The organism is Streptomyces sp. NPDC051018, assembly GCF_044456085.1.
Taxonomy (GTDB): domain Bacteria; phylum Actinomycetota; class Actinomycetes; order Streptomycetales; family Streptomycetaceae; genus Streptomyces.
In genome coordinates this window covers 25,176-47,086 of record NZ_JBITFN010000018.1, presented here as the reverse complement: position 1 = coordinate 47,086, position 21,911 = coordinate 25,176, and the positions used below count along the sequence as shown (strand labels likewise).

General features: G+C 74.0%; 17 protein-coding genes. 9 read left to right on the top strand and 8 right to left on the bottom strand.

The window, feature by feature from the left end:
* Positions 1-186: 186 nt before the first annotated feature.
* On the bottom strand, positions 187-939 hold the full coding sequence (locus ACIBCM_RS26775) for a Clp protease N-terminal domain-containing protein (protein ID WP_399247450.1): 753 nt from the start codon (positions 937-939) through the stop codon (positions 187-189).
* Between the two features lie 794 nt (positions 940-1,733).
* Here ACIBCM_RS26775 and ACIBCM_RS26770 point away from each other — a divergent pair.
* A complete protein-coding gene (locus tag ACIBCM_RS26770) occupies positions 1,734-2,546 on the top strand; it encodes a hypothetical protein (RefSeq protein WP_399247448.1) in 813 nt (270 codons plus the stop codon).
* A 117-nt stretch (positions 2,547-2,663) separates the two neighbouring features.
* On the opposite strand, the gene ACIBCM_RS26765 is transcribed toward ACIBCM_RS26770, so the two are convergent.
* The gene (locus ACIBCM_RS26765) at positions 2,664-3,926 is read right to left on the bottom strand and encodes a cation diffusion facilitator family transporter (RefSeq protein WP_399247446.1); all 1,263 of its coding nucleotides are present in this window, start codon (positions 3,924-3,926) and stop codon (positions 2,664-2,666) included.
* A 562-nt stretch (positions 3,927-4,488) separates the two neighbouring features.
* On the opposite strand from ACIBCM_RS26765, the gene ACIBCM_RS26760 reads away from it, so the two are divergent.
* Positions 4,489-5,355 carry a maleylpyruvate isomerase family mycothiol-dependent enzyme gene (locus ACIBCM_RS26760; RefSeq protein WP_399247444.1) on the top strand — a complete coding sequence of 289 codons (867 nt, stop codon included), beginning with the start codon at positions 4,489-4,491 and terminating at the stop codon, positions 5,353-5,355.
* A 300-nt stretch (positions 5,356-5,655) separates the two neighbouring features.
* Here the strand turns inward: ACIBCM_RS26760 and ACIBCM_RS26755 are convergent, their stop codons facing one another.
* Positions 5,656-6,138 carry an NUDIX hydrolase gene (locus tag ACIBCM_RS26755; protein ID WP_399247443.1) on the bottom strand — a complete coding sequence of 161 codons (483 nt, stop codon included), beginning with the start codon at positions 6,136-6,138 and terminating at the stop codon, positions 5,656-5,658.
* Between the two features lie 50 nt (positions 6,139-6,188).
* The gene (gene lnt, locus ACIBCM_RS26750) at positions 6,189-7,817 is read right to left on the bottom strand and encodes an apolipoprotein N-acyltransferase (RefSeq protein ID WP_399247442.1); all 1,629 of its coding nucleotides are present in this window, start codon (positions 7,815-7,817) and stop codon (positions 6,189-6,191) included.
* Between the two features lie 440 nt (positions 7,818-8,257).
* Here lnt and ACIBCM_RS26745 point away from each other — a divergent pair, with 440 nt between their 5' ends.
* The gene (locus tag ACIBCM_RS26745; RefSeq protein WP_399247440.1) at positions 8,258-9,337 is read left to right on the top strand and encodes an O-antigen ligase family protein; all 1,080 of its coding nucleotides are present in this window, start codon (positions 8,258-8,260) and stop codon (positions 9,335-9,337) included.
* Positions 9,338-9,445: 108 nt separating this feature from the next.
* Here the strand turns inward: ACIBCM_RS26745 and ACIBCM_RS26740 are convergent, their stop codons facing one another.
* Together ACIBCM_RS26740 and ACIBCM_RS26735 are read right to left on the bottom strand one after the other, a co-directional pair.
* Positions 9,446-10,000, bottom strand: coding sequence for a hypothetical protein (locus ACIBCM_RS26740; protein ID WP_399247438.1), 555 nt, complete (start codon positions 9,998-10,000; stop codon positions 9,446-9,448).
* 116 nt (positions 10,001-10,116) lie between these two features.
* Complete coding sequence (locus ACIBCM_RS26735; protein WP_399247436.1) at positions 10,117-10,950, bottom strand: glutamate racemase; 834 nt, start codon at positions 10,948-10,950, stop codon at positions 10,117-10,119.
* Between ACIBCM_RS26735 and ACIBCM_RS26730 the strand changes: the two genes are divergently transcribed.
* Positions 10,949-12,136, top strand: coding sequence for a glycosyltransferase (locus ACIBCM_RS26730; protein ID WP_399247434.1), 1,188 nt, complete (start codon positions 10,949-10,951; stop codon positions 12,134-12,136). The genes ACIBCM_RS26735 and ACIBCM_RS26730 overlap by 2 nt on opposite strands.
* 140 nt (positions 12,137-12,276) lie before the next feature.
* Here ACIBCM_RS26730 and ACIBCM_RS26725 read toward each other — a convergent pair whose 3' ends face one another.
* The gene (locus ACIBCM_RS26725; RefSeq protein WP_399247432.1) at positions 12,277-13,569 is read right to left on the bottom strand and encodes a TerD family protein; all 1,293 of its coding nucleotides are present in this window, start codon (positions 13,567-13,569) and stop codon (positions 12,277-12,279) included.
* A 253-nt stretch (positions 13,570-13,822) separates the two neighbouring features.
* On the opposite strand from ACIBCM_RS26725, the gene ACIBCM_RS26720 reads away from it, so the two are divergent.
* The 3 genes from ACIBCM_RS26720 to ACIBCM_RS26710 all read left to right on the top strand — a co-directional run bounded on the left by ACIBCM_RS26720 (position 13,823) and on the right by ACIBCM_RS26710 (position 17,789).
* Positions 13,823-14,290, top strand: coding sequence for a DUF6643 family protein (locus tag ACIBCM_RS26720; protein ID WP_399247430.1), 468 nt, complete (start codon positions 13,823-13,825; stop codon positions 14,288-14,290).
* Positions 14,291-14,540: 250 nt separating this feature from the next.
* Positions 14,541-15,146, top strand: coding sequence for a hypothetical protein (locus ACIBCM_RS26715; RefSeq protein ID WP_399247428.1), 606 nt, complete (start codon positions 14,541-14,543; stop codon positions 15,144-15,146).
* A 231-nt stretch (positions 15,147-15,377) separates the two neighbouring features.
* Positions 15,378-17,789 (top strand): right-handed parallel beta-helix repeat-containing protein, encoded by a 2,412-nt coding sequence (locus tag ACIBCM_RS26710; RefSeq protein ID WP_399247426.1) that lies wholly within the window; start codon positions 15,378-15,380, stop codon positions 17,787-17,789.
* Here the strand turns inward: ACIBCM_RS26710 and ACIBCM_RS26705 are convergent.
* The gene (locus tag ACIBCM_RS26705; RefSeq protein ID WP_399247424.1) at positions 17,759-20,290 is read right to left on the bottom strand and encodes a hypothetical protein; all 2,532 of its coding nucleotides are present in this window, start codon (positions 20,288-20,290) and stop codon (positions 17,759-17,761) included. The genes ACIBCM_RS26710 and ACIBCM_RS26705 overlap by 31 nt on opposite strands.
* Before the next feature lie 196 nt (positions 20,291-20,486).
* Here ACIBCM_RS26705 and ACIBCM_RS26700 point away from each other — a divergent pair, with 196 nt between their 5' ends.
* Positions 20,487-21,332, top strand: a complete 846-nt coding sequence (locus tag ACIBCM_RS26700; RefSeq protein WP_399247627.1) for a DeoR/GlpR family DNA-binding transcription regulator — start codon at positions 20,487-20,489, stop codon at positions 21,330-21,332.
* A complete protein-coding gene (locus ACIBCM_RS26695) occupies positions 21,329-21,781 on the top strand; it encodes an SRPBCC family protein (RefSeq protein ID WP_399247422.1) in 453 nt (150 codons plus the stop codon). The genes ACIBCM_RS26700 and ACIBCM_RS26695 overlap by 4 nt, the downstream gene beginning before the upstream one ends.
* Positions 21,782-21,911: the final 130 nt, after the last annotated feature.

Genomic DNA, 21,911 nt, shown 5'->3' with positions numbered 1-21,911 from the left:
CGGGCCCCTTCAGCCGCCATGACTCCGGGCTCCGGGCTCCGGGCTCCGGGCTCCGGGCTCCGGCGGGATCAGGCGCCAGGGCACGCGAGCCGGGCTCGATCCGTACGACAGGACCCAGTCCGGCCCCGGTGCCGGATTCCTCCTGGAGCACCGGGGCCTGACTGGAGCACCGCGGCCGGGCGAGGGTCAGCTCCCCTCCTTCTCCTCGGCGCTCCCGGCGACCGCCCCGGCCAGCGCCTCGGCCGTGAACTCCTCGGCAGCCGTCTTGCTGATGCCCAGGCCGGTCAGCACACCGTCGCCGTCCTCCCACTCCAGCAGCGCGAGCAGGATGTGCTCGGTGCCGATGTAGTTGTGGCCGAGGCGCAGGGCCTCTCGGAAGGTCAGCTCCAGCACCTTGCGCGATCCGGCGTCGTACGGCACCAGTTCGGGGGCCTCGTCGACACGCGGGGGCAGTGCGTCCGTCGCGGCCTGCCGGACGGTGTCCAGCAGCACGTTCTGGGCGACGATCGCCCGCGCGCCGATCCCCTCGCGCTCGACCAGCACCCCGAGCACCAGATGAGCGGGGGTGATCTTCTCATTGCCGACTGCCTGGGCCTCGCGCTGAGCCGCCACCACGACATTGCGGGCGCGCGGGGTGAACCGGCTGAATCCCTGTTCGGGGTCCAGCGCCTGCGCCGCGCCGCCCTCCTTCGGGACGAAGCGCTTCTGAGCGGCCTGCCGGGTCACGCCCATGCTGCGGCCGATGTCCGTCCAGGACGCACCGGAACGGCGCGCCTGGTCCACGAAGTGGCCGATGAGATGGTCGGCCACGTCACCGAGGTGGTCAGCCGCGATGACCGCGTCGGACAGCTGGTCGAGAGCGTCGGTGTGGACCTTCTTGATCGCCGCGATCAGATCGTCGAGGCGCACGGTGGTGGTGAGTGGTTCGGAATTCTCCATGCGTCAACCCTAGGTTGTCACTCCAGGAACGTCAACTCGCGGTTGACAGTCATGATCCGGCCGGAGGCACGTCGCGGGCCGGGCACGGGCTGTCGCGGGCGGAACCCCTCGCAGGCGGAAGGCCGCCGGAGGGATCCCGCGCCCGTCTGCGCGGCGGACCGCGCTCGCGGGCTGCTCCGAACGAGCGGTACGGGCCCGGGCCCCCGCCGGTTCCTCGCGTGACCAGCGAGAACGGCGTTACGCTCCCCGCGCACCTCTCCGGATTCCCGGAAACACCCCAAGGCCCCGAGTACCTGGCAGATCTGGAGAACACGCATGAGCAACGGCCCCGGGCGGGCGGCCCGCACCGGCGTGTTCGTGGCCTCCGGCGCTCTGGCCGTGCTCTGCACCGCCGTGATCACTGCCTGCGGGTCGGACGGGGATCCCGGCAAGCGCGACCGGTCCCCCGGCTCGAAGCCGCCCGGATTCGCGACCTCCGGCTCGATGTCACCGGGCTCCGCCGCGCCGGGCTCCCCTTCACCGTCGGCGAGGCCACTGCCTTCCGGTACCTCCGCTTCCTACGGCGGTGAGTCGGTGCCTCCCCCTCCGCCGCCTCCGAAGCGCAGCGGTGCCCCGAAGCAGACGGGCCCCGGTGTCGCGCCCCCGGAGACCCGCCTGCCCATCTGCCCCGAACCCGGCTGCCGGCAGCCCCCCGGGGAGACCCCGCCGCCGGGCACCCCGTGAGCGGACCGGAACCCCGCGCGCCGGGGTCGACCCGGCGTACGGGCCCGGCCGAAGAGGCTTCCCCCACCGCGGTGATCAGGATCGTGGCCGCACAGGCGTCGCTCATCGCCGCGCTGATGTTCTACCTCGGCGTGATCTATACGAGCGCCTACTACAACCACTTCCACATCTCTCCCTTCGCCCTCGGCTTCGGCTTCGCCGAGTTCGTCCTGCAGAGCCTGAATCTGATGACCTTCCCGGTCCTCGTCGGTGCCGTCGTGCTGGTCATCGCCATTGCCGTCAGCGGGCGACGGCCCCGCCAGGCGCTGCCCGGCGGCATGGTGCGCGGTGCCTCGTCCGGCGTGTCGGCGCTCGCCCGCTACTACCCCGTCGTCGTGGCGGCCGGTCTGGTCCTTCTCGTCGTGTGGTGGGTGTGGCAGCTGTTTCTCCCGTACCGCTGGCTCGGCCCCCTGCTCATCGCCGTCGGTCTGCTGCTGGGAGAGGCCCGCCGGACCGGCCCGGACGATGCTCCGAGGGGTCTTCGGGACACCGCCGTACCGGTGTTCGCCGCCGGGGTACTCCTGCTCTGGACCGTCACCCTCGTCGCAGGCCAGCTCGGCGAGCAGCACGCCAGGAACGCCACCCACGACGTGGTCCAGCGCACCGGGCTCGTCGTCCTGAGCACGGAACGGCTCGGCCTGACCTCCCGGTCACCGGACCTCCGCTTCGAGGACCTCGGCGCGGGTGTCCACTTCCGTTACCGGTACACGGGCCTGCGGCTCATCGCGGAACGCGAAGGGCGCTACTTCGCCGTACCGGTCGGCTGGGACTCGAAGACGGATCCGGTCTACGTCCTCCGGGAGGCCGACGGCATGCGCGTCGAGCTGACCCCGGGCACGCAGTAGGGGCGGCAGGGCGGCGGTTCGGGCAGGAATGTGGTTCGGGCAGGGCGGCGGTTCGGGCGGGAGGACCGGTACGACGAACCGCGCGGACCGACGGGCGGGACGGTCCGAGCGCGGCGATCAGGGTGCGGGCCGCGCGGCGCGGGTCTCCCCCGGCCGCGGGCCGTGGTCCGGCTCGTCGCCGGAACACATGGCGGTCATGTCCCGGTACGCCGTGACGGCCGCGGAGTTCGTCGTCCGGTGGTGCTGTCGGCCCCCACCGGTACCGCCGCCGGGCACCGGGTCCCCGTGGGCGGCCCGGCCGCCGTGGTGGGCGAGGACCCGGTGCGGATCACCGCCGGTGGGCGAGTGGTCGGTGTGGACGGTCGCGGCGGTCAGCCGGGGTACGGCGTGGATGAGGGCGTGCTCGGCGGCCACGGCCAGCTCGTGGGCCCGGACCACCGTCAGATGGGGGTCGACGACGATATCGGCCTCGGCGCGCAGGGTGTGGCCGATCCACCGCATCCGCAGCTGCCCGGTGTCCCGTACTCCGTCCACCCCGCGCAGGGCGGCACGGGCGGTGTCGACCAGGGCCGGGTCGACCGAGTCCATCAGCCGCCCGCAGACCTCGCGGGCCGCGTCCTTGAGGACGTACAGGATGGCGGCCGTGATCAGCAGGCCGACGACCGGGTCGGCCGCGCGCACACCGAGCGCGGCCCCGCCCGCGCCCAGCAGCACGGCCAGGGAGGTGAAGCCGTCGGTGCGGGCGTGCAGACCGTCGGCGACCAGCGCGGCGGAGCCGATCCGCCGTCCCGTACGGATCCGGTAGCGGGCGACCCACTCGTTGCCCGCGAATCCGGCCAGCGCGGCAGCGGAGAGCTCCCACAGATGCGTGAGTTCACGGGGGTGGAGCAGCCGGTCGACGGCCACGAACGCGGCCAGTGCCGCCGAGGCGGCGATCGTCACCACGACGACGATGCCGGCCAGGTCCTCGGCGCGGCCGTAGCCGTAGGTGTAACGGCGGTTCGCCGCGCGTCGGCCCAGCATGAACGCGATCCCCAGCGGGACGGCGGTGAGGGCGTCGGCGGCATTGTGCACCGTGTCGCCGAGCAGCGCCACCGACCCCGACAGGCCGACGATCACGGCCTGTACGACGGTGGTCGCCCCCAGGACCGCCAGGGAGATCCACAGGGTGCGCATCCCCTCGCGGGAGGTCTCCATCGCCGCGTCGACCTTGTCACCGCTGTGATGGGCGTGCGGTCCGACCACATGGGCGAGCCGGTGGCGCACCGAGGCCCACGAGGTCCGCTTCCCGTGCTCCGGACCGCCGCCGGGCGAAGCACCGTGCCCGGGTCCCTCAGCCTGGCGGTGATCGTGCGTACGGTCGTGCCGATGCGCCTCCATGCGCCCACCGTGGCACAGGGATTCGCCTGCAGCCACCCTCGTCATACACCTCCTGACCAGGTGCGACACACACGCAGCTGCGTCGGGTGGGCAACGGATCCCCGAGGCCGGTCCGCCCGGCGCCGGCGGCGGACCTGGTCGTCCTCAGGGGACGAGTTGATCAGAGCCCTTCGCCGGCCGGCGGCTGAGAGGTGAGGGGCGTGTCGTACGCCACGGGGAGCGGGCGCCGCCGAAACCGCTGCCGGCGGTGAGCGAGCGGTACGGCCGGTGGCGGGGTCATCGCCGCGTGATCAACGGCTCGTCCACCGGGGGGCGTCGGGGTGGGGGCGTGAGTTCCGGAACGGCGCGGACCGTACCGGTATCCGGCGTCGGGCTCTCATCACGGCCCATGCCGTCCAGGGGCTTCCTGGCCGGGAGCACCGCCTGCGCCACAACCGTTTCCGGCCGGTCCCGGAGGCCGGTGTGCGGGCCGGGGTCCGGTGTTCCGGTCCCGGTGTCCGGGCGCGTCCGAGCGGGCGCAATTCGGTTTACCACCCGGCGCACCCGCTGCCAGGATCGCTCGATGAGGCCTTCGACAACCGCGGACCATCCGCTGCCCGATCACTCATGGCTCGGCGATCCGATCGACGCCCGCCCCCTGTTCACCGCCGAGCGGGCCGCGCTGCTCGCGGATCTGCGCGGTCTGGCACCCGCCGCCTGGCACGAGGAGGCGGTGCCCGGCTGGACCGTACGGGATCTGGCGGCGCATGTGCTGGGCGACGATGCCGGGCGGATCTCCCGTGACCGCGACGGGCACCGGGAGGGCCCGGCCCCCGTCCCGGGCGAGACGCTGGAGGAGTTCATCCACCGGATCAACCAGGAGTGGGTGAACGCCTGTCGACGGCTGAGCCCGGCCGTGATCGTCGAGATGCTGGAGGTGAACGGGGTCTCGGTCGCCCGCCTCTTCCAGGACGCCGATCTCACCCGCCCGTCCCTCGGGGTCTCCTGGGCCGGGGCCGATCCCGCGCCTCTGTGGCTCGACTGCGCGCGGGAGTTCACCGAGTACTGGACCCACCGCCAGCAGATCCGCCAAGCCACCGGCCGGACCACGGACCCGCAACCGCGGGCACTCGCCCTGGTACTGAACACATTCGCCCGGGCCCTGCCGCACACACTCCGCGCCACCGAGGCGGACCGGGGCACTCAGGTCCGGCTCGTCGTGGAGGGACCTGCGGGCGGAACCTGGACCGCCACCGCCGGGGACACCGGCTGGTCCCTGGCCCCCGAGCCCTCGGGGCCACCCGCGGCCACGGTCCGGCTCGACGCCGAAACCGCCTGGCGCCTGTGCGTCCGCGCGATCGAACCGGCCACCGCGGTGGAGCGCGGCCGGCTCGAAGGCGACCGCCGGCTCGCCGAGGCGATCTGCCGGATCGTGTCCATCATCCGCTGAGCCCGCATCCAGCCCGCCGAGACAGGCCCGGGAAGTCCACAACCAACCCGTCAGGACAGGCCCGGGAAGTCCGCATCCAGCCTCGCCGGCGATTGATTGAGGCGGGGGCCCGGGGGCAGCGCCCCGCAGCCACCCACACCACCACAAGCGCCCGCACCAAGCCCCGCCCCACCCGGGGCAACGGAACCAGCCAGGGACCGCCCGCACCACCCCGCGAGCCAGGAGCCGCACCACCCCTGTCCACCGGGAAACCCGCCCCACCCGTAGGGCGGGCTCACACGCGCGCCGGGCTTCGCCCCCTCAGACTCCCCCGGCCGGCAGGAACCACGCGGCCCCTTCAGCCGGCGCCTGTTGGATCCGGAAGCGCGCGAACTCGCTCAGCTCCGGCAGCGCGTCCACGGCGAACCACCCCACCTCCAGCAACTCGCCGTCGTGGACCCGCGCCTCACCGCCGGTCGCACGGCAGCGGAAGGTGATGTCGAGGAAGTGGCACCGGTCGCCGTTGGGATACGTCACCGGCTTCGGCAGGGCCTGGACGAGCACTACCCGCTCGGCCTCACACCGCACCCCGGTCTCCTCGTACACCTCGCGCACGGCGGTCACCGCCGGTTCCTCCCCCGGCTCGGGGATGCCGCCGACCGTCGACCAGCGGCCGTTGTCGGCCCGTCTGCCCAGCAGCACCCGTCCGTCGTCGTCGAGGACGACCGCGCTGACCCCCGGCAGCAGCAGCAGCTGATGGCCGGCCTTGGCCCGGATGTCACGGATGAAGTCGGGGGTCGCCATGCCCCCGACCCTAGCCTCTCCCGCCGGACGCCCCGGGTTCCGGCCGAGGACTACGGTGCCCCGGTCACGCCCGCGGTGCCGTCCTGTCCCTGCCGCCCGCGCCGGGCCCGTACGGCTCCGGCGGCCACCCAGCCGAGACCGCCCGCCGCGACCAGCACGAGCACGGCCTCGGGCCAGGCACCGAACCGGGTGGCCGGGGTGAGCGAGGAGCGCAGCGGGACCTCGGCGACCAGGGCGTCGGGCGTGAACATCTTCGTCTTCTGTACGACGTCCCCGTCGGGCATGATCACCGCGCTGACCCCGCTGGTCACCGGGACAACCACCGACCGCCCGTGCTCCACCGCCCGCACCCGCGACATGGCCAGCTGCTGGTACGTCATCTCGCTCCGCCCGAAGGTCGCGTTGTTGCTGGGTACGGAGATGAGCTGAGCACCGTTGGTGACGGTGTCACGCACCATGTCGTCGAAGGCGGCCTCGTAACAGGTGACCAGGCCGACCTCGGTACCCGCCAGGTCGAAGACGCCGACCTCGTCGCCGGGCCCGAAGTCACGGCGGACCCGGTCCACGTCCGAGCTGAAGAGCCGTACGAAGGACCGCATCGGGATGTACTCGCCGAACGGCTGCACATGGCGCTTGTCGTAGGTGTCGACCGGGCCGCGCGCCGGGTCCCACTCGATGAGGGTGTTGCGGAGCTTGCCCTTGTCGGGCGTGATGACCGCGCCGACGACGGTGGGCACGCCGATCGCCTTCACGGCGCGGTCGATGACGAGCCGCGCGTCGGCGTTGGCGTACGGGTCGATGTCGGAGGAGTTCTCCGGCCACAGCACGAAGTCGGGCCGCGGCACCTTGCCCGCCTTCACCTCCGCCGCCAGTTCCTCAGTACGGCGCGCGTGGTTGTCGAGGACCGCGCGGCGCTGGGAGTTGAAGTCGAGCCCGAGCCGGGGCACGTTCCCCTGGATCGCGGCCACGGTCGCGGTGCCGTCCTCGGCGGAGTCGTCGACGAGCGGGAGCACGGCGAACGCGGCGGTGACCGGGACGAACACCGCGAGCAGCGCGACGGCCATCGGGCCGCGGGGCAGTGTCCCGGTACGGCGATGGAGGACCACGCGCCGGGCGCTCTCGTACAGGCCGAAGCCGCACAGGACCACCGCGAAGCCGAGGACCGGTGTCCCGCCCAGCGCGGCCAGGGGCAGAAAGACGCCGTCGGCCTGGCCGAAGGCGATCTTGCCCCAGGGGAAGCCGCCGAACGGCACCCTGGCGCGGGCCGCCTCGCCGAGGATCCAGACGGCCGCGCCCCACAGCGGCCATAGCGGCAGCCGTGAGACCGCGGCGATGCCCATGCACGCGCACGCGATGAACAGCGCCTCCGCGGCGGCCAGCGCGAGCCACGGGACCGGCCCGACGTCCTCACCGGTCCAGATCAGCAGGGGGAGCAGAAACCCGAGCCCCGCGAGATAGCCGAGCCCCAGGCCCGCGCGCAGCCTGACCCCGTGCAGTGTCCAGGCGAGCAGCGCGAACGCCGGCACGGCCAGCCACCACAGGGGCCTCGGCGGAAAGCTCAGAAACAGCAGCACCCCCGCGAGCGCCGCGCCCCCCGGCCGCACCAGCCGGCGCCCCCACGGCCCGCGGCCGGCCGGAGCGGGTGAGGGGGCGTCGACGGAGGTCATGGTGGCGCTCACCTGCCGGAGTCTACGGGAGGGGGGTATCGGCCCCACACCCGAGCCACGACCGGGCAGCGCCCGCGCCGGGATTCGGCCCCGCCGGGCGGCCCCGGACCGGGGAGCGGGTCCGCACGATCCGCCCGCCGGTCGGCGGAGGCCCGCCGAACGCCGGTGACGGCAGCGGTGATGGTGCAGTTGCCGGTGGTGCCGGACCGCCGGGCACCGGCACTCTGCGCACCCCGGCCCCGCCCGGTGTTCGAGGACCGGAAACACGGGCGGCCCGGCCACCCCGTCCGTACCCGCGAGGGACGCGCGCACCGGCCCTCGGCACCCGCCTCCGCCAACCCATCCACAAATCCGTGTCCCGGCCGTTACCGTAAGCGCAGCCTTCGCGGACCCGGTCGGGCCGGCGGTCGCGTCGGCCCACGGGGACGGGTGCAGGTCGGGGGGTCGGCAGGATGATGGCTGCGCCGGACAGCCGGGCAGCGGCGCGCGAGCGCGGGGGTGCGACCGATATCGCCGGGGCCGTCGTCCTCGGTGTGTGCGCGGTGTGGTCACTGGTCAGCGCCGCGGGACGGGAGGCCAGACCCGAGGGCGTGCTGCTCGCCGTGTCGGCCGTCGCGGCGGGGTACGCGTGCGGCCGGATCTCGGGCACGCTGCTTCCGGTCACCAGCGCCACGGCCCTGTCCCTGGCCGCGCTCGGGCTCGCGCTCGTCTCACCGGAGGGCGTACCGGGCGCCAACGCGGGCGCCCCGGTCCAGCCGGGCCACACCGGCGCGGCGGCGGCGCTGCTGGTGCTGAGCGCGGGCGCGGCCTGCTGCGCCGCCTCCGCCGCCCGCCCGCCGGCACTGCGGCTCGCGCTGCGGCTGCTCGCGCTCGCGACCGTCGTGACCGCCCTGGCCGTGGGCTCCGTCGCCGGTTTCGCCGCCTGTGCGGGGGTCCTGCTCTGCTCGGTGGCCGCCGCCCGGATGCGCCGGCGTACGGCCGGTCTCACCGGTCTCGCCGCGGTGACGGCCCTGGCCGTGGCGATCGCGTGGGGCGTGGCGGAGAACGCGCTGCCGAGCGGGCTCAGGCAGTCGCTGGTGGGCCAGCTGACCCCCAACAGGGTGGCCCTGTGGCAGGACGCGCTCGCGCTCGCCGAGGACGATCCCGTACGGGGTGTCGGGCCGAGCCGCTTCGGCAAGCTGAGCGCCACCGCTCTCCAGTCGGCGGGCTCGGACGGCAAACCGCACTCGGCCCTGTTCCAGCAGGCGGCGGAGCAGGGGCTGGTGGGCGCGGTGCTGCTCGCTACGGCATTCGGGTGGATGTTGTTCGCGCTCTGGCGCTCGCCCCGGTCCACCCCGGTGGTGCTCAGCGCGGGCGCGGCCCTGACCGCGCTCGCGGTGCTGGCGAATCTGGGGAACGCACTGAGTTTCGCCCCGGTCACGGCGGGGGCGGGACTGCTCGCGGGCCTCGCGACGGCGCGTGGGGCGGGCGGGGGCGCGTCCGGCCCGGCCGGCCGTACGCCTCCGGAGACCGCGGGTCTCCCCGCTCGCTGAGCGGCGAGGCCGACCAGGGGCCTGCGGAGGGTTCAACGAGGATTCGGCGAGGGTCCGGCGGGCGGAAGGCACCGGGCGCCCGGTCTCACCGGGCAGGGGCGGGGACCCTCAGATCTGCGCCGGCTTGCCGGACCCCGCGCCGAGCCGGTCGCGGATGGCCCGGACCGCGGATTCCGCGTCGTCCACGGTGACCGTGAAGATTCTGCCGTCACCCAGGGTGACGACCACGCCCTCGCCCCGGCGTACGACGACCGCCGTACCCCGCTCCGGGCGCCAGCGGTAGCCCCAGCCGCCCCAGTGCCTCGGGGTGACCTTGGGCTCGAACTCCGCGCCGACGACATGGGCGAGGAGGATCCGGCGGCGCGGCAGGCCCATATGACCACAGCGCACCTCGACGGCGTCGCCGTCCACCTTGACCGCCACATGCACGAAGGCGAGGGTTCCGTAGAGCATCAGCAGACCGGCCGCGACACAGCCGACCACGGACATCACCAGCGGGGCGACGCCCGAGGTCCAGCTGGACACGACCGCCAGCACGATGCCGAGCGCGATACAGGCGGCTCCGGCGAAGGCCAGCAGCCACTGCACCCGGTTGGTCGCACGGCCGGTCCAGATGGCGGGGACGGGCTCGGCGTGCGTCGAGTCATGGGATGGGTCCCTCATGCGTGCAGAGTACCCAGCTTCCGGCGCCCCGGCATGGGGTCCGTCATGAGGATCACATCCGGTCCGGCGGCCGGGGAGACGGGTGCCCCCGGCCCTGCCCGTGACCGTCGGCGGCGTCAGTGCGCGGGCGTCACGGCCCCGAGCAGCCGGGCCTCGGCGTAGCCCAGCGCGCGGTCGGGCAGGGGGGACTCCCGGCCGCTGAGAATGACGGTGAGCCCGCCGGGCGCCCCGGGGCGGACCGCGGCCGGGGTACCGATCCGGCGCAGTGCCTGGGCGGCGACCGCGTCGGCCGAGCCGTGCAGCACGACGGGGCGGCCGATGGCGGCGCGGATGCGTTCGGCGACCAGTTCGTAGTGGGTGCAGCCCAGGACGATATCGGCGGCGTCCTCGGGGGTCAGGGCGCAGGCGGCGGCGATCGCGCGGTCGATGCCGGCCTCGTCGGCGAACTGGACGCCGTCGGCGAGACCCGGGCACGGCACCTCGGTGACCTCGGCGCGCCCGGCGAAGTCCCGGATGAGGGCGCGCTGATAGGGGCTGCCGGTGGTGGCGGGCGTCGCCCAGATCGCGAAGGGGCCGCCGCCCGCCGACGCCGGTTTGATCGCGGGCACCGTGCCGATCACCGGGATCGCGGGCTCCAGTTCGTCGCGGAGGGCGGGCAGCGCGTGTACGGAGGCGGTGTTGCAGGCGACGATGAGGGCGTCGGGCGCATGGGCGGCGGCGGCGCGGGCGACGGCGATGGCCCGTTCGGTGACATCCCGCGGTGTACGCGGACCCCAGGGCATGCCGTCGGGGTCGGAGGAGAGCACGAGATCCGCGTCCGGCCTCAGCCTGCGTACCGCCGCGGCCGCCGCGAGGAGGCCGATTCCGGAGTCCATCAGCGCGATCTTCACCCGGTCACCATAGTCGACCGACCTCGGGGAACCGGGGCGGTGCGGCAGACTGCGGCGCATGAGCCCCCTCGCCTGGACCGCCGTCGGATCACTGCTCGCGTGGGGGTGGCTGCTGCTGGGGCAGGGCTTCTTCTGGCGCACGGACCAGCGGCTGCCGCATCCGGCCAGAGGCTCCGGCGCGCCGGGCTCCTGGCCGGATGTCACCGTGGTGGTGCCCGCGCGGGACGAGGCCGCCGTCCTGCCGGACAGCCTGCCCTCGCTGCTGGCACAGGACTACCCCGGGAGTGCCGGGATCGTACTCGTCGACGACGGCAGTACGGACGGCACGGCGGATGTGGCCCGTGCGCTGTCCGAGCGGTACGGCGGGCTGCCGCTGACCGTGGTCTCCCCCGGCGAGCCCGCGCCGGGCTGGACGGGCAAACTGTGGGCGCTGCGGCACGGCATGGCGCTGGCGAGGACGCGCGGGCCCGTGTATCTGCTGCTGACGGACGCCGATATCGCCCATGCCCCGGACAGTCTGCGCACTCTGGTGGCCTCGGCGAGGGACCACCGGCTCGATCTGGTGTCGCAGATGGCGCGGCTGCGGGTCGCCGGGGGCTGGGAGCGCCTGGTGGTGCCCGCGTTCGTCTACTTCTTCTCCCAGCTCTATCCCTTCCGGTGGGTGAACCGGCCCGGGGCGCGTACGGCCGCGGCGGCGGGCGGCTGTGTGCTGCTGAGCACGGAGGCCGCCGACCGCGCGGGGCTCCCGGACTCGATCCGCCAGGCGGTGATCGACGATGTGTCGCTGGCGCGGGCGGTGAAGCGGTCCGGCGGCCGGATCTGGCTGGGGCTCGCGGAGCGGGTGGACAGCGTACGGCCGTATCCGCGGCTGGCGGATCTGTGGCGGATGGTCTCGCGCAGCGCGTACGCCCAACTGCTGTACAGCCCCTTGCTGCTGGCGGGGACGGTGCTGGGGCTGACGCTGGTGTATCTGGTGCCGTCCCTCGCGCTGGCCGTGGGCGTCGTCGGGGGCGATGCTCCCGCGGCCTGGGCAGGAGGGCTGGCGCAGGCCGTGATGACGGCGACGTATCTGCCGATGCTGCGCTACTACCGGCAGTCGCCCCTGGCGGCTCTGCTGCTGCCGTTCACCGCCCTGCTCTATCTGCTGATGACGGTCGATTCGGCGGTGCAGCACTACCGGGGCCGGGGCGCGGCCTGGAAGGGGCGTACCTACGCCCGTCCCGGGGCCGCGCCCGAGGAGACCTGACCGCGGAAGGTGACCGGGGCGGGGTGACCGGACCGACCGGGCGGGGCGACCGGTGCGCGCCCGCGGCCGGGCCGGCGGCGCCGTACCGCCGGCGGCCCCGTCCCCGCGGACCGCGCCCTGGAATCACCCCCGCCCCCGGCTCACTTGCGGCCGGGGGTCCAGTTCATTCCCCAGCCGTAGGTGTAGTCGATGGTGCGCTGCGGGCTGACTCCGCGCTCCGGGACCAGGAACCGCGCCTCGCGCTGGACGACGAGGTCCGAGCCGGTGTTCGTGATCAGCGCGAGGGAGCAGACGGTGGAGGGCACGGTGCACTCGCCCAGCGAGAACTCGATGGGCGCGCCGTGCTGCGGCTGGAGGGTGACATGGGCGTCGAGGTCGGCGAAGCTGCGCGCGCCCTCGTAGATGGTGACGAAGATGACGATCCGGCGGAAGTACTGCTGGTGGTCGAGGTTGATGGTGAGGTTCTCACCGGATGTGCCGCCGGTGCGGTCGTCCCCGTCGAGATGGATGAACGGGGGCTGGTGGAGGGCGCCGAAGGCGTTGCCGAGCGCCTGGACGACTCCCTTGCTGCCGTCGACGAGTTCGTAGAGGGCGCACAGGTCGAGGTCCAGGTCGCCGTGCACCGCGATGGCCCGCCCGAGTTTGGCACCCCAGCCCTTGAACTGCTTGCGGACCTGCCAGCTGAGGTTGACGCGCATGGTCCCGGAGGTGCCGCCCTGCTTGGTGAGGGAGACCGTGGGGGTCTCCTTCGTCAGCGTCACCTTGCTCAGACGTACGGGCGCCGTGGGCGCGGAGGGCGCGGGTGCGGGAGGCGCGGGGGGCGCCGGTGCGGGCCGGGGGGCCACGGGCGGAGGGGTGACCTGCGGGACCGGAGCGGGGGGCGGCGGCGGGGCGGCCTGCTGCGGTTCGTCGACCGTGATGCCGAAGTCCGTGGCCAGCCCGGCCAGTCCTGAGCTGTAGCCCTGCCCCACCGCGCGGAACTTCCAGGCACCCTGCCTGCGGTACAGCTCACCGAGGACGAACGCCGTCTCGACGCTCGCGTCCTGGCTCTCGTAGCGCGCGATCTCGGCTCCCGACACCGCGTCGACGACCCTGATGTAGAGCCCCGGCACCTGTCCGAAGGTGCCGCCGTCGGCGGACGCGGCGAGGACGATCTTCCCGATCGCGGGCTCCACGCCGCCGAGGTCGACGCCGACGACGTCCGTGACCGCGCCCGGCGCGTTCTGCTTCCCCTCGTGGCGCACGGCCCCGGAGGCGTGCGAGGGCTGGTTGTAGAAGATGAAGTCCGCGTCCGACCGGACCTTGCCGGAGCCGTCGTCGATCAGCAGCGCGGACGCGTCGACATCCGGTACCGACGGGCCCTGCCGCCAGCCCAGTTCGACGCGCACCCGCTGCGCCGCCACCGGAGTATTGGCTCCCTTAAGCATGGACATGCTCGCCCCCTCGCGAGTCGGAGTGTCACCGGACAATTCGCTGGGCGCCAACCTATTCCTCCCGGGCGCCCGAGCGCGCGTGCCGACGCACGAGTAACCCGCGCTCAGCTCGTCCTTTACACGATTCTTGCTCGATTCGACGACCGATTTTCCCAGATTCGCTCACATTGGGGATCGGCAGCCCCTCGCCTCTCCCGAAAGAACCCTTTAATCGGGCTCCCCAACCGACAACTCAGGGCTTAACTTATGTGCCATGACCTCCCCCCGCGTCACCTACGGCGGCGGCTACTACTCCGCTCCGTCGTTCGCCGACACCCCGATCTACGACTCACTGGTCGCAGAGCGGGGCACGCCTCAGATCGCCCCGATCCGAGTGCCCTCCGCGTACGACACCGGCAACAGCTATCTGCCGGCGCTCCCCGCGGCTCTGCCGGCCCTGCCGGCGGCTCCCTCGATGCACCAGCAGGCGCCCGCGTACGGCCATCCCCAGCAGATGCCCCAGCCCGTACCGCTCCAGCAGGCCGCGGCGCCGTACATTCCGCAGCAGCCGTCACCGCAGCGCGGCTACCCGGGTCCCCAGGGCCCTCAGCCCCAGCGCCAGGCGCCCAGCGGCTACGAGGCGATGCGCCCGGCGGCGGCCCGGCCCGCGCCGCCGCCCGCGCAGGGCCCCACCGCGTACAACGCCCAGTACACCCGCCCGCATCCGGGCCAGGGGTACTGACCCGGGGCCGGGAAGTACCGGCGCCCCCCGGGGCTCCGGACAGGATCCGTATCACCGTCACCGTGAAGCCGCCCGGCCGTGGGGGCCCGGGGTTCGCGCCCGAAGAGGTCTGTGGGAACCCCGCGCCGTGCCGCGGACGTTGGGCCTACGGCAAGGTGACGGCGAGGGGTGATGTACCTCTCTCTTTCCCGCGACTCGTCCGTGCGCCGTGCCGTGCCGGGCTATCACGGAGAGGGAAGGGGGTGTCGCGGTGCGGGCAGCAGCAGGGCTCTGGCGCTGGCGCGGCAATCCGCTGCGTCGCGCGACCGATCTCGTCGAGGCATGGGTGGCGCTCGTCGCCGCGTTACTGATCGTCAGTGCCGCCCCGGTCATCGGCTGGATCACCGGCGGCCTCACCGAGGAGTCCGTGCGCCAGCAGGCGCGCGCACAGCGGCAGCAGCGCCTTCAGATCACCGCCACGGTCGTCGGGCCGGCTCCGAAGTCGCCGACCCGGATGTATCTCCCCGGGGTGCCCGCCTCACACGAACGGCGTTCCGTGGTCGCCGCCTGGACGGCGCCGGACGGGAGCAGACACACCGGCAGACTCTCCTCCCCGCTGGCGCGTCCGCGCGCGGGTGACACCTTCACCGTCTGGGCCGACCGCTCGGGCCGGATCACCGGCCGGCCGCTGGACACCGCGTCGGTCAGGACGCACGGCGTCCTCGCGGGCGTGGGCGCGGGCCTGGTCTCGGCGGGACTGGTCGAAGGCGCCCGAAGACTTCTCGTACGTCAGCTGGTGCGCCGCAGACACGCGCGCCTCGACCGGGCCTGGGCCGCGGCGGGCCCCGACTGGGGACGGGCGGGCGCGGGCAGCTGACCTCCCGATTCGTCAACTGCCGCCCCTCACTCACGCTACGGTGGAGCGTGACCCGCTCGCGGGGCCGGGATCTTCTCCCCGTGCACGGCGGAGCCGGCCGGGGCGTCGGACGGACACCGCGCCGGCGGTCGGCCCGGCACCGGCCGGACACGGGCCGGGAGACGGATCACCCAGGCCGTCCCCGCGAGGGCGCGGCGGAGCGAATTCCCGAGGTGGGGGCAGAGCAGCACGATGGCACAGGGCACGGTTCAGGTGACCCACACCGGTACTTCGCGGTGGCGGCGCCGCACAGGTGAGTACGCCTCGCTCGCGGCCGCCCTGGAGGCCGCGGGCGACGGCGACGTCCTCACCGTCGCACCGGGGACGTATCGCGAGAACCTCGTGGTGCGGCGGGCGGTCACCCTGCGCGGGCCCGAGGGCTCGGTCGGCTCGGTGCGGATCGCGCCCGCCGACGGCGTGCCGCTGACCGTGCGCGCCTCGGCCACCGTCCAGGACCTCCATGTCGAGGGGCAGGACACGACGGCGCCCGCGCTGCTGGTGGAGGACGGCACGCCCGAGCTGGTCGATCTGCGGATCTCCACGCGGTCGGCCGCCGGTCTGGAGGTGCGCGCCGCGGCCCGGCCCACCGTGCGCCGGGTCGTCGTCGACAATCCGGCCGGTGTCGGCATCGCCGTGCTGGAGGGCGCCGGCGGGGTGTTCGAGGAGTGCGAGGTCGTCGCGGCGGGCCAGTCCGGGGTCTCGGTGCGCGACGGCGGCCACCCCCGGCTGGAGCGCTGCCGGGTGCACCACGCCTCGGGCGCGGGGCTGACCGTGACCGGGGAGGGCAGCGGACTGGAGGCCATCGGCTGCGAGGTGTACGAGGTCAAGGGCGCCGGTGTGCAGATCGCCTCCCGCGCCTCGGCGCATCTCACCGACTCCAGCGTGCACCGCACCTCGGCCGACGGTGTCACCCTCGACACCGACGCCGTGCTCACGCTCTCCGACTGCGACATCCACGACATCCCGGAGAACGCGATCGATCTGCGCTCCCGGTCGGTGCTGACGCTCACCCGCTCCACGGTGCGCCGCTTCGGGCGCAACGGCCTGTCGGTGTGGGATCCGGGCACCCGGGTGGACGCCAACCAGTGCGAGATCCACGACAGTACGGGCGACTATCCGGCCGTCTGGATCAGCGACGGCGCCACCGCCGTCCTCGACTCCTGCCGCGTCCACGACGTCCCGGACGCGCTGTTCGTGCTGGACCGGGGGTCGCGGGTCGATGTCGTCGACAGCGATCTGTCCCAGATCCGCAATACGGCGGTCTCGGTGAGCGACGGCGCCACCGCGCAGCTCGACGACTGCCGGATCAGGGAGGCGTCCACGGGCGCGTGGTTCCGCGACCACGGCAGCGGCGGCACGCTCAACGGCTGCACCGTGGACGCGGCGCAGACCGGGGTGATCGTCACCAAGGGCGCGGACCCGGTGATCGAGCGCTGTACGGTCACCTCGCCCGCCGAGGCGGGCTTCTATGTGTCGGCGGAGGGCCGTGGCACCTTCCGCGGCTGCCGGGTGACGGGCAGCGGCGGCTACGGCTTCCATGTGATGGACGGCTGCCGTACGGCCCTGCACAAGTGCCGCACCGAGCGGTGCGCGCGCGGGGGTTACGAGTTCGCGGAGCCGGGCCTGCCGCTGGTCGAGGACTGCACCAGCGACGAGTCCGCCCTGCCGCCCGGGACGGGAGCGGTCATCGGGAGCGAGCCGGTGACGGCCCGGCTGACCTCGGTGCCCGCGCCCGGTTCCGCGGAGACCCCGCGGACCGCACCGGCCGCCGAGGCCGCCCCGGCGAAGCCCGCGCGCGCCTCGGACGCCGTTCTCGGTGAACTGGACGCGCTGGTGGGCCTGGAGAGCGTCAAGCGCGAGGTCCGGTCCCTCACCAACATGATCGAGGTGGGCCGGCGCCGCCAGGAGGCGGGACTCAAGGCCGCGTCCGTACGGCGGCACCTGGTGTTCACCGGCTCCCCCGGCACCGGCAAGACCACGGTCGCGCGGCTGTACGGCGAGATCCTGGCGTCGCTCGGGGTGCTGGAGCGCGGCCATCTGGTCGAGGTCTCCCGGGTCGATCTGGTCGGTGAGCACATCGGCTCCACCGCGATCCGCACCCAGGCGGCGTTCGAACGGGCGCGTGGCGGGGTGCTGTTCATCGACGAGGCGTACGCCCTCTCCCCCGAGGACTCAGGGCGGGACTTCGGCAAGGAGGCCATCGACACCCTGGTGAAGCTGATGGAGGACCACCGGGACTCGGTCGTGGTGATCGTCGCCGGGTACACGGCGGAGATGAAGCGGTTCCTCGCGGTCAACCCCGGTGTGGCCTCCCGTTTCTCACGGACCATCACCTTCCAGGACTACGAGGCCGGTGAGCTGCTGAGGATCGTGGAGCAGCAGGCCGACGAGCACGAGTACCGGCTGGCCGACGGTACCGGCGAGGCACTGCTGAAGTACTTCACCGAACTGCCCAAGGGTGCCGCGTTCGGCAACGGCCGTACCGCGCGCCAGACCTTCGAGTCGATGGTCGAGCGGCACGCGGGCCGGGTCGCCGAGCTGGCCGAGACCGACACGGACGCCCTGACCCTGCTCTACTCCGACGATCTGCCCGAACTGCCCTGAGCCCGCCGGGCCGCGCCGTTCGGCGGCCCCGGCTGTCGGGGTACGCCGGGCAGCAGCCCGAGCAGTTCGCCGCGGGCCGTGGCGAAGACGGGGTCGGCCTGGTACTGGGAGTGCCCGAGGATCGGTTCGGGCAGCGGGTGCCGGGACGACCGGCCGTAGGCCACCGGGTCGAGGAGAACCTCCCGGTCGGGTGACGGTCCCCGACCGGCCGGTACGAGGACGGGCCCGCCTATCGGGTCGGTGTGCCGCCACAGATTGCTCCAGCAGTGCACCTCGTCCCGGAGGTCGGCCAGGGCGTCGGGCCCGAAGTAGGCGGGGAACCAGCGGCCGTACAGCCGTTCCAGGGGTGAGCCGTACGTCAGCAGGGCGACCCGGCCCCGGGTGGCGGCGGGCAGCTGCCACACGGCCGACGCGGCCAGCACACTGCCCTGGGAGTGACCGGAGATCACCAGCCGTCCGCCGGTCCGCTCGGTCCAGGTGCACATGCGCCAGGTGAGATCGGGGACGGCGCGCTCCGCGTAGCACGGCGGTGCGAACGGGTGCGCGGCGCGCGGCCAGAAGGTGCCGACGTCCCAGAGGACGCCGATGGTGCGCCGGGCGGAGGCGTCGCGGTAGGCGCGGCGGCCCCAGGTGACGAACAGTATGAAGCCGAAGCCGACCAGCCAGGAGCCCAGCGACTGCGCGGTCCCGGCGGCGGCCTCGGCGAAGGAGCCGCTGTCACCGAACGCCTTGCCGGGCACCTCGTCGCTGATCCAGGCCCCGGTGACGGCGCCCGCGCCCAGGAACAGGGCCGAGCCCGCGACGACGCCGACGATCCGGGGCGCGCCGTCGGTGACCGAGGCCCGGGCCCGGGCACGTGCGATCTGGCGGGTCCTGGCCGGGTCGGGCCGCCACCGGCCGGGCGGGGGCACCGTCCGCGCGTAGTCACGCTCGACGGTCCCGCGCAGCCGGCGGGCCGCCAGCCAGATCCGGATCCCGAGGGCGGCGGCCGGAATCAGCAGCAGGACCAGCAGGACGGGGATGACGGACGCCTGCCAGCTGAGCAGGACGGGCGGCCCCGGGATCGATCCGTCGCCGTCCATACCGGGGGTGCCGGGCCCGTCCAGCCAGTCGGCGACCCGCTGGGCGACCCCTCCGGTCATCACTCCGCCGAGCGCGCAGGCGAGCATGGCGACGGCCGGCCCGCCCAGTCCGGCCAGCACGGTACGGGGATGGCGCGCGCGGCGGTGCAGGACGAGCGCGGTGACGGCGAGCGCGACGACCAGGGTGCCCTGTACCAGGACGATGACCCGGAACGTCATGTCCCCGGGCAGGGTCCCCCGGGACTGCCACAGCGGCCGGGACCAGGAGGCGTACACCAGGGACAGCGCGAAGACCAGGAGCGCTCCGGCGGGCAGGACCCGCACGAGCGCGCGGTCGGCCCGGGCGTCGAAGCGCCGCTCGCCGCGCCCCCTGCTGACGACGACCAGCACCACAGCAGCCGTGCCCAAAACGAGAACGGCCTCCAGCAGCACCCCGCAGACCGTCAGCAGCGCCTGGTCGCCGGACCGGTCGTGGCGGGCGGCGGCCCCGGCGACGGCGGCGGAGACCGTGAGGAGTCCGGCGGCCGTATGCGCGGCGCGCAGCCGGGCGACGAGCCGCCGGCCGTACCAGAATCCGGGGCGGCCCAGCGCGGGCCGCCCGGCCGCCGTACCGTCCTCCGCCGAGGGATCGGACTCGTGGTCGAGGTCGGGTCCGGGGCCGGAATCGGGGGCGGGGCCCCGGTGGCCCTCGTCCACACCCTCGCCCGTCGGCGGCCGCTGGGACTCGTAGGCGCTCCAGGTGCGGTGGGAGAGGTACCAGAGCAGTCCCACCAGGGCCGCCGGTACGAGCGAGGCGAGCGCGAGCCGCCGGCCGGGCTCCGACCACCAGCCGCCGCCAGTGGCCGAGAGGAAGCCGAGCCAGGATCTCCCGTCCGCGCACTCCACCAGTCCGGCGCACTGCCACGCCAGCAGATCGAGCGCCACCTCGCAGGCGGCGGCCGTCAGCAGCACGGTGAGGCTCAGCGCCAGCAGCCGCACCAGGGCCCCGTACAGCCGGGTGGTGCGGGCGAGGCCGGCGGCCCTGGGCCGCATCCAGTGCGCGAGATTGACGACCATGAAGGGAAGGAGCAGCAGCCACAGGGCGCGGGCGCTGTTGCCGGAGGTGAGGTTGGACCAGCAGTACGCCTCGGGGACGGGCCTGTCGCGCGGCGCGGCGGGGGCGTCCGGAGCGGCGGACCCGGCGGGAGCGGACCGGGCGGGCTCGTCCGCCCCCGCGGGTTCAGGCCGTTCCGCGCGCTCGTGCCGCTCGTCCGCGTGCTCGTCGTCGGCGCGCCGGAACACGGCGGCCTTGTCGTCCCCGGAGATCCGTACCGTCCTCGGGTCGCCGAGCATCTCCTGCGGGCCGGCTCCCCCGACGCCGTGGACCAGCAGTTCGAGCGCGGGCCCCTCACTGCGCGGGGCCGGGGTCTCAGCGGACACGTCGGTGGCTCGCTCTCTGGCTGGGAGGACCGGCCGACGGGCGGCCGTGCGGCGTTCGTACCTCAGAATCCCGGATTCGGACGGTTCGCGGCAGGGCGCTCACGGAATCTCCGCGAGCCCCCTCGCAGAGGGCCGTGGGAGGATGAGCGCCCTTGGTGCCATGGCGTACGACGAGACGGAAGGACCGGCCACGGCGGTGACCGACAACCAGAACCTGCTCGCGGAACAGCGGCGTTCACTCATCCTCGACGAGGTGCGCAGGCGCGGTGGCGTACGGGTCAACGAGCTGACCCGCAAGCTCAATGTCTCCGACATGACCGTGCGCCGGGATCTGGACGCGCTGGCCCGGCAGGGTGTCGTCGAGAAGGTCCACGGCGGCGCGGTCCCGGTCGTCGAGGCGAGCACCCACGAGCCGGGGTTCGAGGCGAAGTCGGGTCTGGAACTGCGGGCCAAGGAGGAGATCGCCCGGGCGGCGGTGGCCATGGTCACCCCCGGGACGGCGATCGCGCTGGCCGGAGGCACGACGGCGTACGCACTGGCCCAGCAGTTGGTGGACGTCACCGAGCTGACGGTGGTCACCAACTCGGTACGGGTGGCCGATGTCCTCCACACGGCCCAGCGGCCCGCGCCCGGCGCCGCTCCGGGCTCCGCCCGGCCGCGCGGGGCGACGGTGGTGCTGACCGGTGGGGTGCGCACCCCCTCGGACACCCTGGTGGGGCCGGTGGCGGACACGGCGATCCGCACGCTCCACTTCGATGTGCTGTTCATAGGCGTGCACGGCATCTCGGTGGAGGCCGGGCTCTCGACCCCCAATCTCGCCGAGGCGGAGACCAACCGGCACTTCGTACGGGCCGCCCGGCGGGTGGTCGTGGTGGCGGACCACACCAAGTGGGGGACGGTGGGCCTGAGTTCGTTCGCCCGGCTGGCGGAGGTGGACACGCTGGTGACGGACGCGGGGCTCTCCGCCGCCGCGCGTGAGGAGATCGAGGAGCATCTGCCGGGCGGTCTGGTGGTGGCGGGCGGGACCGCCCCGGAGGAATGACCGCCTTCCGGCTGACCCGGGAGGTGGCACTGCCCGCCGGGGAGGCGTGGCGAAGGGTCACCGACTGGGGTGCGCACGCGGCCCGGGTGCCGTGCACCGCGCTCACCTCGGTGACACCGGGACCCACCCGTACCGGCACGGTCTTCGTGGTGCGCTCGGCGCTCGGACGGCTGGGGTTCGACGACCCGATGGAAGTCGTCCGCTGGGAACCGCCCGGCGGCACCGGAGGGGGCGTCTGCCGGCTGGAGAAGCGCGGCCGTGTCGTCCGCGGCTGGGCGGAGATCGAGGTACGCCCCCTGGGCCGGGGGTCGCTGGTGGTGTGGACGGAGGAGCTGCGGCTGATGGGGGTTCCCCGGCCGCTGGAGCCGCTGGGAGCCCGGGTGGGACGGCTGGTCTTCGGCCGCGCGCTGGACGGTCTGCTGCGGCCGGGGAACCCGTCCGGACGCTGAGCGGCCACCGGGGCGGGACCGCGCACCGGCGGCGGACCGGCCGCACCCGCCCGGGCGGCGGCTGCCCGGGCAGAGCGGCGCCGATGGTCACGGGCGGGCCCGGCGCCGGGAGTTCATCACCGGCCCCGGG